We start from the raw sequence: 16,209 nt of genomic DNA on the forward strand, positions 1-16,209 counted from the left end.
CGGGCTATGGCGCAGCCTGGTAGCGCGTCCGTCTGGGGGACGGAAGGTCGCAGGTTCGAGTCCTGCTAGCCCGACCACGTCAAAAACCGCCCCGGCCCGATTGGGCAGGGCGGTTTTTTGATGGGTCAGAAAGGGACAACACAGATGCAGGGCGTTCTGCCAGACCACATAATCCGCGCGATGATCGACCGGGGCGAAATCACCGCCGCGCTGCCACCCACGGCGGATCAGATCCAACCGGCCAGCCTTGATCTGCGCCTTGGCACAACCGCCTATCGGGTGCGCGCCTCGTTTCTGGCCGGCGGCGATGCGCCCGTGGCCGAGAGGCTGACCGAATTTGAAATGCACAAGGTCGATCTGACCGGCGGCGCCGTGCTGGAAAAGGGCTGCGTCTATGTGGTGCCGCTGATGGAGGCCTTGGCGCTTCCCGATAATGTCAGCGCGGTCGCCAATGCCAAAAGCTCCACCGGGCGGCTTGATCTTCTGACCCGGGCAATCACCGATGGCGGGGTGGAATTCGACCGTATCGGCCCCGGCTATACCGGCCCGCTTTATGCCGAGATCTGCCCCCGTTCATTCAGTGTTCTTGTCCGCCCGGGCATGCGGCTCAACCAGGTCCGGTTCCGATCCGGGCAGGCGGTGCTCAGCGATGCGGATCTGCGCGCGCGCCACGGGGAAAGCCCGCTGGTCTCGGGCATACCGGTGATAGATGACGGTCTGGGCTTTTCCGTCGATCTGCAACCGGCCACCGGCGATCTGGTCGGCTATCGCGCCAAACCCCATACCGGCGTGATCGATCTGGACAGAATCGCAGGCTACGACCCGGCGGATTTCTGGGAAGATGTGCGCAGCTCCGAGGGGCGTATCATCCTCGACCCCGGCGCTTTCTATATTCTCGTCAGCCGCGAGGCGGTCACCATCCCCCCCGATTGCGCAGCCGAAATGTCCCCCTATCTGGCGATGGTCGGCGAATTCCGCGTGCATTACGCAGGGTTTTTCGACCCCGGTTTCGGCCATGCAAAAGCTGGCGGCACCGGCGCGCGCGGGGTGCTGGAGGTCCGCTGCCACGAAGCCCCCTTCGTGCTGGAACACGGCCAGGTTGTGGGCCGCCTGGTTTATGAGAAAATGGCCGCCCTGCCCGACCGGCTCTATGGCGCCGACATGGCCTCGAACTATCAGGGCCAGGGGCTGAAACTCTCCAAACATTTCAAAATGTAAGCGCCCGCCCCTCTTCTCTGCTTCGGAAATATCCCCGCCAGAGGCACGCGGGTCGGCGAATGCTCCCGCAGGGGGCGTGAGCCGGGCCGCTCCACCGCGTCTCGACACAAGGGTAAATGCCTTACCCGCTCAATAACCGGGAATAATACATCAGTCCGAACCGGGTCAGATCCTCTGACACCGGCGCCCAGACCGATGAAAACGCAATCGGGTCCAGCCCCGCCGCCTGCCCGATCTCGGACAGGTTGGCCCGCCCGTTCACATGGCGCAGACATCCCGCCGCCATGGCCGAGACCGGAAGCTCGATCTTCTCATCCGGCAGGGTCACCGGCAACACGCCTTTTTTGGCAATCACACCGGCCAGTTTCGCCCCGGTCACCCCTTTCAGATGCGGCACCGCCTGCGGCACCGGGCGCGCAACCCGCCCGGCCCGGTTATGGGCCGCATAGAGGATATGGCTTTTGATCGTCCCGCGCAGCTTTTCCGCCAGTTCCATCCGGGTCAGATCATCCATGCCGACCAACAGCCCCGGATCGCGAAGCATCGGCGCCGGGTCATACAGATAGGCCTGCGGGCTGCCGACCAGTTCCAGCCCCGCCGCCGCCAGTGTCTCCACCAGCTCGCGGATCGTGTAGGGCCGATCCTGACTGTGCAGCAAAAGGTCATAGAAGCCCGCATCGCTCTGATTATGGTCCCCCAGATGCGGGTTGCGCTTGAACGGATGGCCGCCGGGCAGGCGCGCATAAATCGCCTTTGCCTGGCGCAGCCGCTCTCGCGGGCTGCCCTGCAACAAGCCCCCGAATGCCTCCTGCAGCGGGTACACCCCTGCCCGGCCATAGGGCGCATAGACCAGCAGCCCGATCCCGCCGCCATCGGCCAGCGCCGCGCCAAGCGCGTCGAACCCCGATTGCGGCGCGGGCAGATGGTGCAGCACGCCGCAGCAATCGATATAATCGAACGGCCCGTATGCGGCGGCCTCCAGCAGAGAGCCCGTATGGAATGTGATCCCTGTCAGCCCCCGCGCCCCGGCGCGCCTTTCGGCCACGTCCCGGGCAGCGGCAGACAGATCAAGATAGGTGATTTCATAAGGCTTTCCCGCACTGGTCAGAACCTGCGCAAGCTGGATCAGCGCATCGCCGGTGCCGCCGCCCGCCACCAGCACCCGGAACGGCACGGACCAGTCACGCTGCCCGGCGAAAAGGAAATGGTCGATCTCTAGCGGATGGCTGGGTGATCCGGTGATCAGGCGCTTTTTCTCATCACCCGGGTCGCGTTCGGGATAGGGAAAGGCGTCATATTGCTCGGTGACATCGCTCATGGGGGGCTTCTATCCTCTTGCCGCAGCTCGTCCAGCGACGCCTGTTGTTCCCGGGTCAGACCCGCAAGCGGCACCACCCAGCTGTGGATTGAAAAGACAATCGCGCCCGTGCGCGGCAGGCGGCGCATGACCTGACGTTCAGAGCGCAGAAACCCGGGGGGCCCGGTCACTGACCTGCGCGGGTCTGCCGCGCGCCGGGGCTGATAAAGCGCCGGGTTTTCATATAGCAGCGCATTCTGACGCCAAAGCGGCCTGTCGCAATGCAGATGGTCGAACAGGCGCTGCACGCGCGGGGCCATATCCGCATCATAAGGCGCAACCGGTCTGTGGATCGCGCCCAGCGGATGGCCGATCTTCTCGGCCAGCGTCCAGGAGGCGGGAAAGCACAGGATCGCGGCGGTCAGTATGTGCTCACCAGCCCCGTCCGGTTTTTGCAGCAGGCAGATATCCTCCTGAACCAGATGCGCGATCACACTCAGCCTGTCCTCAGCCTTCAGCGAAACGGCCCGGCCATCGGGGCAATGCATCCGGTCCCTGTGCCGATGAAACCCTTGCCGCCCGTCACACCAGCCCAGAACCTCCTGATACAGTTCCTCGATGGCGTCCCCGGCCCCCGGCAGGGCGGCGATGACATCCCGGGGCCTTACCCGGGTCAGATGCAGGCGCAGCGCCATCTGATCGGCATAAACCTCGTCCAGCATCAGCCAATCCGCCCCATCTGCCAATGGCTGCACCCCCGGCAGGCGACGGCCCACAGGCGCCATCCACGGCGCATATGGCAGGGTTTTCTGGCAGATATGTTCCAAATCCGACCTTTCCTGTGCCGCGTTCTGGCGCGCCCGGGCCGGTTTGACCCCGCAGGCTGATCCAAAATCCTGGGGTGGAGGATGCCCGCGATGAATGAAGCCTATCGCTTGCCCAAGCGCAAGATCGACCCCGGCAAGGGCGCAGTCCTGCCCGATGGCACCCCGAATGACAATGACCGGGTCGAGATCGGGCCGACCCTTCTGGCCTTTGCCGAATGGGAGGCCGCCGGTCTGATCCTGCCCGATCTGGCCGCGATGCGGGCCTTCCGGCTGAACCGGCTGGTCGAAAGACTGGTGGAACGCGATTATGGCGGGCTGCTGATGTTCGACCCGCTGAACATCCGCTACGCGACCGATTCCACCTCGATGCAGCTCTGGAACACCCATAACCCGTTCCGCGCCTGTCTGGTGACGGCCGATGGCCATATGGTGCTGTGGGATTACAAGAATTCCCCCTTTCTGGCCGACCATAACCCGCTGGTGCGCGAGACCCGCTCCGGCGCGTCGATGTTCTATTTCTCTGTCGGTGATAAAACCGATGCCGCAGCGGATAGCTTTGCCGGCCAGATTGCCGAAGTGATGGCCGCCCATGCGGGGGGCAACAAACGCCTGGCCGTGGACAAGATCATGCTGCATGGCGCCCGGGCGCTGGAAGCCGCCGGTTTCACGCTATGTGAAGGCGAAGAGGTCACCGAAAAGGCCCGGGTCATCAAAGGCCCCGATGAGATTCTGGCGATGCGCTGTGCCTCCCATGCCTGCGAGACCGCCGTGGCCGAGATGGAGGCCACCTGCGCGCCCGGCCTCAGCGAAGATGAAATCTGGGCGGTACTGCATGCGGAAAACATCAAACGCGGTGGCGAGTGGATCGAGACCCGGCTGCTGTCCTCGGGTCCGCGCACCAACCCGTGGTTTCAGGAATGCGGCCCCCGTGTGGTGCAGAATAACGAGATCGTCGCCTTCGACACCGATCTGATCGGAAGCTACGGGATATGCGTCGATATCAGCCGCACATGGTGGGTGGGCGACGGGCCCCCGCGCCCCGATATGATCGCGGCGATGCAGCACGCCCATGAGCATATCATGGTCAATAAACAGATGCTGAAACCCGGCGTCTCGTTCCGCGAGTTGACATTCGGTGGCCATCAACTGGACCGGAAATATGTCGCGCGGCAATATTCCTGCCGGTTCCACGGCGTGGGGCTGTGCGATGAATGGCCGCTGATCGCCTATCCCGAAACCATCATTGAAGGCGCGTTCGATTATGAACTGGAACCCGGAATGACATTATGCGCCGAGGCGCTGGTGGGGGAAGAGGGCGGCGATTTCTGCATCAAGCTGGAAGACCAGGTGCTGATCACCGAAGACGGGTATGAGGATTTGACCCATTACCCGTTCGATGAACGGCTGATGGGTGGATAATCCGCCGCGCCTGTTATCCTGTCTTCAACACACCCGGCCCTTCACCTCTGCGCACATTCCACCACGAGACCGTGACATCCAGTATCTACGGGTTGTTTCAGATCGCAGTGGCGCACATTCTATCGGTCCAACTCGCTAAGGAGCCCGCATAATGCCCAGTGACCGTTTTACCTTTCCCGGTTCCACCGGCGCAGAACTGGCCGCACGGCTGGATTTGCCGGTCGGTCCACATCTGGCAACTGCAATTCTGGCCCATTGCTTCACCTGTGGCAAAGACATTCCCGCAGCCCGGCGCATCTCGGCCCGGCTGGCAGCGATGGGGTTTGCGGTTCTGCGGTTCGATTTCACCGGGTTGGGCCATTCCGAAGGCGAGTTCGAAAACACTTCTTTCACCTCGAATGTCGCGGATCTGCACGCTGCGGCAAACGCGCTGGTCGAACGCAGCATGGCGCCATCCCTGCTGATCGGCCATTCCCTTGGCGGCGCGGCGGTTCTGCGCGCCGCGGGCGAGATGGAATCGATCCGCGCGGTTGCCACCATCGGCGCGCCTTTCGACCCGGGGCATGTGACCCATAATTTCGGCGGCGCGCTGGACAAGATCGCCGCTGACGGCGTGGGGGAGGTAAAACTTGGCGGGCGCGTCATTCGCATTGGCCAGGGCTTTGTCGAGGATGTGCATGCAGAGAATATTCAGCCCGCGATTTCAAGCCTGAACAGGGCTTTGCTGGTCCTGCACGCGCCGCGTGATGACATCGTGGGGATCGAAAATGCCACACAGATTTTCAGTGCCGCGAAACACCCCAAAAGCTTTGTCACGCTGGACAGTGCCGACCATCTGGTGACCCGCCAGGAAGATGCTGAATATGCCGCCAAAGTGATCGCCGCCTGGGCCAGCCGCTATGTCAATCTGCGCCCGCCCGCCCCGCCGATCGGCGCGCCCGAGGGCATCACCCGCGTGTCGGAGGCGCACCCGGACGGGTTTTTGCAGGATGTGCAGGCAGGCCCGTTTCATCACGTCTATGCGGATGAACCGCTCAGCTATGGCGGCACCAACAAGGGCATGACGCCTTATCAGTTTCTGGCCGCCGGGCTGGGCGCCTGCACCTCGATGACGATCCGCATGTACGCCCGTCGCAAGAAATGGCCGCTGGATCATGTGGCCGTCGATGTGACCCATAACCGGGTGCACGGGCAGGATGCGGCCGGACCGGCCATGCCGCTGGATCATTTCACCCGTGCCATCACCCTGACCGGCGATCTGAATGCGGAACAGCGCCAGAAACTTCTGGATATCGCGGATAAATGCCCTGTTCACAAAAGCCTGGAGCAAAGTGCCGAGATTTCTACGGTCCTGTCGCAAGCGGCAGAAGCGGCGTTGACTTGATCTCTTCCATGCTCAGAAGCGCCGTGACGTTATAGATCCGCACCTCTGAGATCAACGCCTGGTAAAAGGCGTCATAGGCCCGCGCATTCGGCACCCGCACTTTCAGGATATAGTCGATCTCGCCCGCCAGCCGATGTGCTTCCATCACCTCGGGGCGGGCCTGAAGCGCCGCCAGAAAAGCCTGCTGCCATTCTGCCTCATGCTCGGATGTCCGGATCAGCACGAAAAAGCAGGCTTCCAGCCCCAGCGCTTCCGCATCCAGAATGACCGTCTGTCGGCCAATGATACCGGCCTCGCGCAATTTGCGAATCCGGGTCCAGACCGGGGTCTTGGACGAGCCGACCTCGCGGGCAATCTCATCCAGCGACCGGCTCGCATCCTCCTGCAGGGCGCGTAGAATTTTCCGGTCCATCTCATCAATCTGAACAGACATTCCTGGCCCTTTCCCATGGCGAAACGTGAACTCTTCATTCACAGGGCATACAGAACATATGTTCCTATTCGCAAGACATACCTGCCAATTAACGGGAAAATATTCTATCTTTATCAGGAATTCGCAGCCAAAAGGTTCGATAGCCGTGCAGCATTTCCCGATCTTTCTGGCCATAGCGGGCCGTCGTGTCATCGTCTCCGGCGGGGGGGAGGCTGCATTGGCCAAACTGCGCCTGCTTCTGAAAACCGAAGCGCGGCTCTGCGTCTTTGCCAGCGCGCCTGCGCCCGATATCCGCCTTTGGGCGGCAGAGGGACGCCTGACCCTGACAGAACGCGCCCTGGCCCCCGGTGACGCAGTAAGTGCCGCGCTTTTCTATGCCGCCAATGAGGATGAGGCCGAAGATGCCCGCGTGACCCGACTGGCGCAGGCGGAGGGTGCGCTGACCAACTGGGTCGATAATCTGGCCCAAAGCCAGTTCATCACCCCCGCCATCGTTGATCGCGACCCGGTCACCGTGGCCATCGGCACCGAAGGCGCGGCCCCGGTTCTGGCCCGCGCGATCAAAGCGGATCTGGAGGCACGCCTGCCAGCCCATCTGGGACCACTGGCGCGGATCGGGAAAACCTTCCGCAAAGCGGTGGAGGCCCTGCCCATGGGCCGGGCCCGGCGCGATTTCTGGTCTGACTATTACTTCAAGACCGGGCCGGAACATATTGTAAGTGAAGGCAAAGGGATCGTTGAAAGGGGGCTAAAGACCCTTCTTGCGGACCATCTGTCACGCCGCGCGGCCCCGGGCCGTGTTGCGCTGGTGGGGGCCGGTCCGGGGGACCCGGAGCTGCTGACCCTGAAGGCCCGCCGCGCACTGGATGAGGCCGATGTGGTGATCTATGACCGGCTTGTCGCGCCTGAAATCCTCGACCTCGCCAGACGTGAAGCAAAGATGATCCATGCCGGAAAAGAGGGGTTCGGCCCCTCCATGTCGCAAAGCGATATCTGCAGGCTGATCACCGATCACGCAGCCCGGGGCGCCTATGTGGTGCGTCTGAAATCCGGCGATCCAACGGTGTATGGCCGTCTGGATGAAGAGATTGACGCGCTTGAGGCCGCAGGTCTCGCGTGGAGCGTTATTCCCGGCATCACCGCCGCCTCGGCCGCCGCCGCCGGGATCGGGCAAAGCCTGACCAAACGCGGGCGCAATTCGGCCCTGCGCTTTCTGACCGGCCATGATGTCAAAGGCTTTGCCGAACATGACTGGCGCGGGCTGGCGCGCGCGGGCGAGGTTGCGGCGATCTATATGGCCAAGAAAGGCGCGCGGTTCCTGCAAGGGCGGCTGTTGATGCATGGCGCCTCTGCCGACACACCGGTGACGGTGGTCGAAAACGCGTCACGGGCCGGGGGCCGGACGCTTGCCACCACGCTTGCCCGACTGCCCGTCGATATCGACAGCGCCGCGCTGACCGGGCCGGCCATTCTGCTTTACGGCCTTTCCCCCCGCGCCGCCGAGGCCGCCCTGCCCCTTCTGCAAAAGGATCACGCCTGATGCCCCTAGCTTTCACGCCCAAAATCGTGACCGCGAATGCCCTGTTAGAGGGGGATGTGGTCTATCTGACCGATGATGACCGGTGGACCCGTCGGATGTCAGAGGCCGAGCTGATTGAAGATGAAGCCCATGCGCAATTGCGCCTTCTGGATGCGGAAATGCAGCCCGGTCAGGTGGTTGGCCCCTATCTGGCCGATGCAAGGCCAGGGCCCGATGGCCCCGCACCGGTGCATTTCCGCGAGGCCTTTCGCGCGAAAGGCCCGTCAAACTACCCCCATGGCAAGCAGGAGATGGGCTGAGCCCTGGAATTCTCGAGAATTCCAGCCGTTTTCCCCGGGGAAAACGACGACCGGTCCCAAAAGGAGCACCCGCAAATGTACCGTTACACCGAGTTCGATGCCGCCTTTCTCGCCGAACGCGCGGCCCAGTTCCGTGCGCAGGTTGAACGGCGGATCGACGGATCGCTGACAGAGGATGAATTCAAACCCCTGCGCCTGATGAACGGGCTCTACCTGCAACTGCATGCCTATATGCTGCGCGTGGCGATCCCCTATGGCACGCTGAATGCACGACAGATGCGGCAACTGGCGATGATCGCCGAGCGGTGGGACAAGGGCTATGGCCATTTCACCACACGGCAGAACATTCAGTATAACTGGCCGAAACTGGCAGATGTGCCCGATATGCTGGATGCCCTGGCCGAGGTCGGCATGCATGCGATCCAGACCTCGGGCAACACGATCCGCAATGTCACCGCCGATCATTTCGCAGGCGCCGCCGAAGACGAGATTGCCGACCCGCGCCCGGTGGCCGAGCTGATCCGGCAATGGTCCACCGACCACCCGGAGTTTCAGTTCCTGCCGCGCAAATTCAAAGTCGCCGTGACCGGCAGCCCGGGGGATCGGGCGGTGACCGCGGCCCATGATATCGGCCTGCGCATCGTGAAACGCGAGGGTGAGATCGGCTATCAGGTTCTGGTCGGCGGAGGGCTTGGCCGCACGCCCATGATCGGCAAGGTGCTGGCGGAATTTGTACCGGGGGCTGACCTGTTACCCTATCTGGAAAGCGTGGTGGCGGTCTATAATCTGCTGGGTCGCCGCGACAATAAATACAAGGCCCGGATCAAGATCACGGTGCATGAGACGGGTCTGGAGGAAATCCGCCGTCTGGTTGGGGATGAATTCGCCATTCGCAAGGCGCATTTTGCCGGGGCGGATCAAAAACTGCTTTCAGAAATCAAATCTCACTTTGCATCCCCGCCATTCATATCGCCTGAAACCGGGAATTTCGATAGCACATATGCGATAAACCCGGGCTTCCGCGCCTTTGTGGATACAAATGTGGATAAGCATCGGCAGGATGGCTATGCGATTGTCTCGATCTCGCTGAAATCCCATGGTGCCACACCGGGGGATGCAAGCGCCGGTCAGATGCGGGTGATGGCCGATCTGGCGGAAAAATACGCCCATGATGAACTGCGCATCAGCCATGAGCAGAATGTGATCCTGCCCCATGTGCCGCGCCGGCATCTGCCGGCGATCTATGCCGCCCTGCGCGCGGCCGGGCTGGCCACCGCCAATATCGGTCTGATCTCGGATATCATCGCCTGCCCCGGCATGGATTACTGCGCCCTGGCCACGGCCCGTTCGATCCCCGTCGCACAGCAAATCGCCACCCGGTTCGAAGCCCTGAAACTGGAACAGGATATCGGCCCGCTGAAGATCAAGATCTCGGGCTGCATCAATGCCTGCGGCCATCACCATGTGGGGCATATCGGGATTCTCGGGCTCGACCGGGCGGGGGTGGAAAATTATCAGATCACCCTGGGGGCGACGGCAGTGCCGAGGCAACGCTTGGCGAACGGGCCGGCCCCGGGTTTGGCGCCGATGACATCATCCCGGCGATTGAACGGCTGATCCAGGCGTATCTGACCCATCGTGAAGACCGCTCAGAGACGTTCCTGAACACCTATCGCCGTCTTGGCATGGCCCCGTTCAAGGCCGCGCTTTATCCGGCTGAGGAGGCAAAGGCCGATGCCGCGTGATGTTCCGATTGCCCCGGTTGCCAGACGTGTGGAGCGCCTGAACGCCCGCTACCGGCACCATTCGGCGGCCGCAGTGATCGACCGCGCGCTTGGCGATGCCGAAATCGGCCGGATTGCCCTGGTCAGCGCCTTCGGTGCGGAATCGGCGGTGTTGCTGCATATGATTTCGGTCCGCGACCGGCGCATTCCGGTCTTGTTTATCGACACCGAAATGCTGTTCCCCGAAACATTGGCCTATCAGCAGGATCTGGCCCATCATTTCGGTCTGGAAGATCTGCGGATCATCCGCGCCAGCCAGACCGCGCTGGCCGCCCATGACCCTGATGGCGATCTGCATCACCGCAACAGCGATGCCTGCTGCGCCCTGCGCAAGACGCAGCCGCTGACCCATGCGCTGGCCCCGTTTGATGCCTGGATCACCGGCCGGAAACGGTTTCAGAACGGCAGTCGCGCCGGGCTGGAATTTTTCGAGGCAGAGGACGATATCCGGATCAAGATCAACCCTCTGGCCTTCTGGAAACCGCAGGATATGCAGGATTATATGATCAATAACCGCCTGCCCCGGCACCCGTTGGTGGCAAAGGGATATCCGTCGATCGGATGTGCGCCCTGCACGGCCCCGGTGGCCGCGGGGCAGGATCCGCGATCGGGTCGCTGGCAGGGGCAGGACAAGGAAGAATGCGGTATCCATTTTGTCGATGGCCGGATGATACGCGGCCCCCTGCGGCAGGTGTCGTGATCGGGGGAAATGTGGCAGATGCGTATTTGGAACAAGAAGAAAGCGGGAATGTGATGGGCGATCAGGTGCTGGTGCGCGATACCGGGTTTGGCGCGGATGACTGGCAGGGCGGGTTTGTGGCTTTGGCCGATGGCTTCGCCGCCAATGCACCCGGGCTGGAGATGACACCCGCCGATGATGCGGCGGCGCTGTCGGGGCATCTGGACCGGGTCGAGATCATTCGCATCGGGTTTCCCGGCTTTGCCGACGGGCGCGGCTTTACCCTGGCCCGCCAGTTGCGTGCGCTTGGCTATAAGGGCCGTCTGCGCGCCTTTGGCCATGTGCTGGCCGACCAATATGCGATGGCGCGCCGGGCCGGGTTTGACGAGGTGGAAATCAGCGCCGATCTGGCCGCGCGTCAGCCCGAAGATCAATGGCAGGCCCGCGCCAATTGGCGGGACCATGATTATCAGGCGCGCCTGCGCGGCTGACACCCCCTTTCCCTGATCCGGATCAAAGCCTAAGACAGAGGGCGGCGTTAGAGCCGCGATATGAGCATGACAGAGCAAACCCCCGTGACACAGACCATTGCCCAACCGGTTCCCGCCCTGCCCGATGCGCAGGTTGTGACCTTCGTGAAACACTGGACGGACCGGTTGTTTTCCTTCCGCGTGACACGGCCGCAATCCCTGCGGTTCCGGTCGGGCGAATTTGTGATGATCGGACTGATGGGGGAGCCGGGTGCCAATGGCAAGGCCCGGCCCCTGCTGCGGGCCTATTCCATCGCCTCCCCCTCCTGGGAGGATGAACTGGAATTCTATTCGATCAAGGTGCCCGATGGCCCCCTGACCTCGAAACTGCAACATATTCAGCCGGGCGATCAGATCATTCTGAAACCCAAACCCGTGGGCACCCTGGTTCATGACGCGCTGATCCCGGGCAAACGGATCTGGTTTTTTGCCACCGGCACCGGGTTTGCGCCTTTTGCCTCCCTGCTGCGCGACCCGCAGACCTATGCGGATTATGACGAGGTGATCATCACCCATACCTGCCGCGAGGCAGGCGAACTGGCCTATGGCGCGGAGCTGATCGACAGTATCCGCAGGGATGAGGTGCTGGCGGACCTGTTCGGCGCAGGCTTTGCCGACAAGATTCGCTATTACCCGACAACGACCCGCGAAAAGAGCCCGAAGATGGGGCGGATCACCGATCTGATACGCTCGGGCGAGGTCTATCGCGATCTGGATGTGGCACCGCTTTGCCCCGAACATGACCGGGCGATGATCTGCGGCAATCTGGATTTCAACCTTGAGCTGAAAGCGATGCTGGAAGAATACGGGCTGGAGGAAGGCGCCAATTCACGGCCCGCGCAATATGTTGTGGAAAAGGCGTTTCTGGACTGACGGGCCGCCCGCGGGGTAAGGGCCGGAAAAGCAAAAACCCGCGCCGGTAAGCGCGGGTTTTTCTGTCTGTCGGGATATCAGCGGTCATGGCGCATTGCCGCGCCGCAACCTGCCCCCCTTTAAAGACCAAGCGCTTCGCGCAGTTGGGTCACAACACCTTCAACCAACGCCGGATTGTCGCGTGCGCCTTCGATAGCGGTGCTGAGCGAGGTTTTCATCACCGGGTTCAGATCTGACCCGTCAACTGCGGCCAGGGCGGCATCGGCATCGAATCCGTCAACCGACAGGATGGACGCCAGATCAGGTGTGGCTGCCTCGGCAGCCTCGGTGGCGGCCTCTGCGGCCTCGGCAGCAGCAGCCGCAGCTTCCTCTGCCGCAGCAGCCGCAGCAGCTTCTGCTTCCTCAGCAGCGGCTTCGGCGGCAGCAGCGGCTTCTTCGGCGGCGGCGGCAGCGGCTTCCTCAGCAGCAGCGGCCTCTGCCTCGGCGGCGGCAGCAGCCTCTTCCACGGCAGCAGCCGCTTCTTCAGCGGCAGCTTCGGCTTCCGCCTCTGCAGCAGCAGCGGCTTCTTCGGCGGCAGCAGCAGCTTCTGCCTCGGCAGCGGCAGCGGCCTCCTCTGCAGCGGCAGCAGCTTCTTCCGCAGCGGCTTCCGCAGCAGCAGCGGCTTCTTCAAGCGCCGCCGCCTCTTCGCGGTTCTGGATCACGAAATACCCGCCCACAGCCACAGCAACCAGCACGGCCACAATGATCAAAATGCGATTCATAATTATTACTCCCCCGAGGGTGTTCAATTTCATCTGAGTAGCCTCATAATTGCGACCAATGCCGGACACAATGGGAAACCGCAGCCCGATCTCCCCTCGGCAGGTCATCGCCAGCAATTCGTCTTGAAAGACGGGGCACCTGCGGTTAGATTTGCGACCTCGAACACATGGCTACAGAAGGAAAAATCCAATAGCCCGCAGACCTCATAATGCGCCGCCGACGCGCGACACCGGCCCCCGGGTCAATGATCGCATCCGGTCCACAGAAATACGCCTTATCGGCGCCGAAGGCGAAAATGTCGGCGTTGTCACCCCCGAACGTGCCCTGCAGATGGCCGAAGATGCCGGTCTGGATCTGGTTGAAATCTCGCCCAATGCGGACCCGCCAGTCTGCAAAATCATGGATTTCGGCAAGTTCAAATACGAGACCCAGAAACGCGAGGCCGAGGCGCGCAAAAAGCAGAAAATCATCGAGGTGAAAGAGGTGAAGTTTCGCCCCAACACCGACACCCATGATTATGACGTGAAAATGCGCAACGTGACCAAGTTTCTGGAAAATGGCGACAAGGTGAAGATCACCCTGCGTTTTCGCGGTCGCGAAATGGCACACCAGAATCTGGGACGCGAATTGCTGGAACGCGTTGCCATTGATATCGAAGGTATGGGCAAGGTGGAAAACATGCCCAAGATGGAAGGCCGCCAGATGGTGATGATGATCGGACCGGCGAAGTAAACCGCGGATCCGGCAAGAGAACAGGGCGCGCGCGGGTCTGAACCTGCCGCGCCTTTTTGCTGGGCCATCGGGGGGTCTTGTGACGCAGACATGACCGATCCGGTCGCAATCGCAGTTGTCACATCCACAACCGGTTTGCATTCTGCGGCCAAAGACAAAAAGGGGGGAATTCGCACCAATGCCCACATTTTCCGACAGTTTTCTGACAGCCCTTGGCCTGATCCTCAGGGGCGATGCCGATCTGATCGGGATTGTGGGCCTGTCCCTGCAGGTGTCGTTAAGCGCGGTGGCTTTGGCAGCCGTGATCGGGGTGCCTTTGGGCGCGGCGATGGCGGTTTTGCGGTTTCCAGGGCGCGGGGCGCTGGTGGTCTTGATCAATGCCCTGATGGGGCTGCCGCCGGTGGTGGTGGGGCTGATTGTCTATCTGCTGTTCTCGGCCTCGGGGCCTTTGGGGGTTTTGGGGCTGCTTTATACACCGGCAGTGATGATCATTGCCCAGACCATTCTGGTGACCCCGATCATCGCCGCACTGACCCGGGGCGCGCTGACCGAGATGCATGGCGAATATCGTGAGACATTACAGGTACTTGGCGCCAGAAAGCTGGATGTGATCGGCACCCTGTTATGGGATGCCCGTTTCATTCTGGTCACAGCACTTCTGGCCGGTCTGGGCCGCGCCCTGGCCGAGGTGGGCGCGGTGATGCTGGTGGGTGGCAATATCGACCATGTCACCCGGGTGATGACCACAGCCATCGCGCTGGAGACATCCCGCGGGGCGCTGCCGCTGGCCCTTGGTCTGGGCATGATTCTTCTGGCGCTGACGCTTGTGCTGAACGCCGCTGTTCTGGGCCTGCGCGCCCGGCTGGAAGGCCCCGCCCATGCCTGAAACCCCGCAGGTCATTCCGTTTCCCGCCCCCGCCCTGCCAGAGGCGGGCCTGAATATGCGGGGCCTGCGCGTCACACGCGACAGGACCACCCTGCTTGACGGGTTGGATATGGCGCTGGCCCCCACCGGGATCAGTGCGATTGTCGGGCCGAACGGTGCCGGGAAATCCCTGCTGCTTCGCGTGATTGCCGGGCTGGTGACGCCAGAGGCCGGGCAGATCGCCCTGCCGCTGCCGATGCAGGGCCGCGTCGGGCTGGTGTTTCAGAAGGCGGTGCTGCTCAGACGCACGGTACGGGGCAATCTGACCCATGCGCTGCGTCTGGCGCGGGTACGCCGCCGCGATCGCGCTGACCGGCTGGCCGGGTTGCTGGCTCTGGGCAATCTGACGGTGCTGGCGGACCGGCCCGCGCGGCAATTGTCAGGCGGCGAGGCACAGCGCCTTGCCATCATCCGCGCCCTGGCCGCCAACCCGCTTTTGCTGATGCTGGATGAACCGACCGCCCATCTGGACCCGGCGGCAACCCATGCGGTGGAAACCCTCACCACCCGGATCGCGGCGCGCGGCACCAAGGTTCTGCTGGTCAGCCATGACCCCGGCCAGATCCAGCGGCTTGCCGATGAGGTTGCCTTTATCCATCGCGGACAATGCCTTGAAGTGACGGATAAATCCGTGTTTCTCGCCAAACCGCACAGCGCGGAAGCCCGCGCCTATCTTGATGGAGGGTTGTTGCTGTGATCCGTTTTGCCCCGGTTCTGGCGGTGTCTGCCCTGTTGGCCGGCCCTGCTTTGGCCGAGGATATCTTGCTGGTGCAATCCAGCACATCGACCCAGAATTCCGGGCTTTATGATCATATCCTGCCCCTGGCCGAGGCCGCGCTTGACCTGGATATTCGGGTGGTCGCCGTGGGCACGGGGCAGGCGCTGAACAATGCCGAACGCTGCGACGGGGATATGCTGATCGTCCATGCCCGCGATGCGGAAGAGGCATTTGTCGAGGCCGGGTTCGGCACCGGACGCCATGATCTGATGTATAATGATTTCATCATTATCGGCCCGTCGGATAACCCGGCCGGGCTTCGCCGGGCCGATGATATTGCCGGGGCTTTGGGAAGGATCGCAACAGCCGGGGCTCCTTTCGCCTCACGCGGGGATGACAGCGGCACCCACCGCAAGGAGACCAGCCTGTGGGAAGGCGTGGCCGATGTCGCCGCCGCGTCCGGCAGTTGGTATCGCGAGGCGGGGGCGGGCATGGGCGCCACGCTGAACCTTGCCATAGGCATGGGCGCCTATACGATGAGCGACCGGGCCACCTGGCTGGCCTTTGAAAACAAGGCAGATCATGAGATTCTGTTTGAAGGCGATCCGGACCTGTTCAACCAATATGGCGTGATCCCGGTCAGCCCCGATCACTGCGAAACCGTGAATGCAGACGGCGCGGCGGCCTTCACCAATTGGCTGATCTCGGCACCGGGGCAAGCCGCGATTGCAGGTTTCATGGTCGATGGCCAGCAATTGTTTTTTCCGAATGCGGAGTGATCTGCTGCCT

At 62.4% G+C, this 16,209-nt stretch carries 16 protein-coding genes, 1 tRNA gene and 1 pseudogene; 14 read left to right on the forward strand and 4 right to left on the reverse strand.

The window, feature by feature from the left end; translation table 11 throughout:
* Positions 1–77, forward strand: a tRNA-Pro gene (locus E2K80_RS08440).
* A gap of 67 nt (positions 78–144) precedes the next feature.
* On the forward strand, positions 145–1,218 hold the full coding sequence (locus tag E2K80_RS08445) for a 2'-deoxycytidine 5'-triphosphate deaminase (RefSeq protein ID WP_135374500.1): 1,074 nt from the start codon (positions 145–147) through the stop codon (positions 1,216–1,218).
* Positions 1,219–1,339: 121 nt separating this feature from the next.
* On the opposite strand, the gene E2K80_RS08450 is transcribed toward E2K80_RS08445, so the two are convergent.
* Both E2K80_RS08450 and E2K80_RS08455 read right to left on the reverse strand, forming a co-directional pair.
* Complete coding sequence (locus tag E2K80_RS08450; RefSeq protein WP_135374502.1) at positions 1,340–2,536, reverse strand: class I SAM-dependent methyltransferase; 1,197 nt, start codon at positions 2,534–2,536, stop codon at positions 1,340–1,342.
* Complete coding sequence (locus E2K80_RS08455) at positions 2,533–3,342, reverse strand: heme-dependent oxidative N-demethylase family protein (protein ID WP_238475697.1); 810 nt, start codon at positions 3,340–3,342, stop codon at positions 2,533–2,535. Before E2K80_RS08455 ends, E2K80_RS08450 begins: the two co-directional genes overlap by 4 nt.
* A 90-nt stretch (positions 3,343–3,432) precedes the next feature.
* On the opposite strand from E2K80_RS08455, the gene dddP reads away from it, so the two are divergent.
* Positions 3,433–4,761 (forward strand): dimethylsulfonioproprionate lyase DddP, encoded by a 1,329-nt coding sequence (gene dddP / locus E2K80_RS08460; protein ID WP_135374504.1) that lies wholly within the window; start codon positions 3,433–3,435, stop codon positions 4,759–4,761.
* A 151-nt stretch (positions 4,762–4,912) separates the two neighbouring features.
* On the forward strand, positions 4,913–6,145 hold the full coding sequence (locus E2K80_RS08465) for a bifunctional alpha/beta hydrolase/OsmC family protein (protein WP_135374506.1): 1,233 nt from the start codon (positions 4,913–4,915) through the stop codon (positions 6,143–6,145).
* On the opposite strand, the gene E2K80_RS08470 is transcribed toward E2K80_RS08465, so the two are convergent.
* Positions 6,105–6,578 carry an Lrp/AsnC family transcriptional regulator gene (locus tag E2K80_RS08470; RefSeq protein WP_135374508.1) on the reverse strand — a complete coding sequence of 158 codons (474 nt, stop codon included), beginning with the start codon at positions 6,576–6,578 and terminating at the stop codon, positions 6,105–6,107. The genes E2K80_RS08465 and E2K80_RS08470 overlap by 41 nt on opposite strands.
* A gap of 145 nt (positions 6,579–6,723) precedes the next feature.
* Between E2K80_RS08470 and cysG the strand changes: the two genes are divergently transcribed.
* The 6 genes and pseudogenes from cysG (at position 6,724) to E2K80_RS08500 (ending at position 12,283) form a co-directional block, all read left to right on the forward strand.
* On the forward strand, positions 6,724–8,118 hold the full coding sequence (gene cysG / locus E2K80_RS08475; protein WP_135374510.1) for a siroheme synthase CysG: 1,395 nt from the start codon (positions 6,724–6,726) through the stop codon (positions 8,116–8,118).
* Complete coding sequence (locus E2K80_RS08480) at positions 8,118–8,417, forward strand: DUF2849 domain-containing protein (RefSeq protein WP_135374512.1); 300 nt, start codon at positions 8,118–8,120, stop codon at positions 8,415–8,417. Before cysG ends, E2K80_RS08480 begins: the two co-directional genes overlap by 1 nt.
* Before the next feature lie 75 nt (positions 8,418–8,492).
* Positions 8,493–10,162: pseudogene (locus E2K80_RS08485) on the forward strand (nitrite/sulfite reductase).
* A complete protein-coding gene (locus E2K80_RS08490; RefSeq protein ID WP_135374515.1) occupies positions 10,152–10,901 on the forward strand; it encodes a phosphoadenylyl-sulfate reductase in 750 nt (249 codons plus the stop codon). Before E2K80_RS08485 ends, E2K80_RS08490 begins: the two are co-directional and overlap by 11 nt.
* 53 nt (positions 10,902–10,954) lie before the next feature.
* Positions 10,955–11,371, forward strand: coding sequence for a DUF934 domain-containing protein (locus E2K80_RS08495; protein WP_135376531.1), 417 nt, complete (start codon positions 10,955–10,957; stop codon positions 11,369–11,371).
* 66 nt (positions 11,372–11,437) lie between these two features.
* Entirely contained in the window at positions 11,438–12,283 is an 846-nt protein-coding gene (locus tag E2K80_RS08500; protein WP_135374517.1) for a ferredoxin--NADP reductase, read from the forward strand.
* 119 nt (positions 12,284–12,402) lie between these two features.
* On the opposite strand, the gene E2K80_RS08505 is transcribed toward E2K80_RS08500, so the two are convergent.
* A complete protein-coding gene (locus E2K80_RS08505; protein WP_135374519.1) occupies positions 12,403–13,044 on the reverse strand; it encodes a hypothetical protein in 642 nt (213 codons plus the stop codon).
* Between the two features lie 151 nt (positions 13,045–13,195).
* Between E2K80_RS08505 and infC the strand changes: the two genes are divergently transcribed.
* The 4 genes from infC (at position 13,196) to E2K80_RS08525 (ending at position 16,199) form a co-directional block, all read left to right on the forward strand.
* The gene (gene infC, locus E2K80_RS08510) at positions 13,196–13,777 is read left to right on the forward strand and encodes a translation initiation factor IF-3 (RefSeq protein ID WP_238475698.1); all 582 of its coding nucleotides are present in this window, start codon (positions 13,196–13,198) and stop codon (positions 13,775–13,777) included.
* Positions 13,778–13,955: 178 nt separating this feature from the next.
* Positions 13,956–14,663 (forward strand): ABC transporter permease, encoded by a 708-nt coding sequence (locus E2K80_RS08515; protein ID WP_135374521.1) that lies wholly within the window; start codon positions 13,956–13,958, stop codon positions 14,661–14,663.
* The gene (locus E2K80_RS08520; RefSeq protein ID WP_135374523.1) at positions 14,656–15,399 is read left to right on the forward strand and encodes an ABC transporter ATP-binding protein; all 744 of its coding nucleotides are present in this window, start codon (positions 14,656–14,658) and stop codon (positions 15,397–15,399) included. The genes E2K80_RS08515 and E2K80_RS08520 overlap by 8 nt, the downstream gene beginning before the upstream one ends.
* A complete protein-coding gene (locus tag E2K80_RS08525; RefSeq protein WP_135374525.1) occupies positions 15,396–16,199 on the forward strand; it encodes a substrate-binding domain-containing protein in 804 nt (267 codons plus the stop codon). Before E2K80_RS08520 ends, E2K80_RS08525 begins: the two co-directional genes overlap by 4 nt.
* Positions 16,200–16,209: the final 10 nt, after the last annotated feature.

Source organism: Rhodophyticola sp. CCM32, from assembly GCF_004751985.1.
In the GTDB taxonomy this organism is placed as follows: Bacteria; Pseudomonadota; Alphaproteobacteria; order Rhodobacterales; family Rhodobacteraceae; genus Rhodophyticola.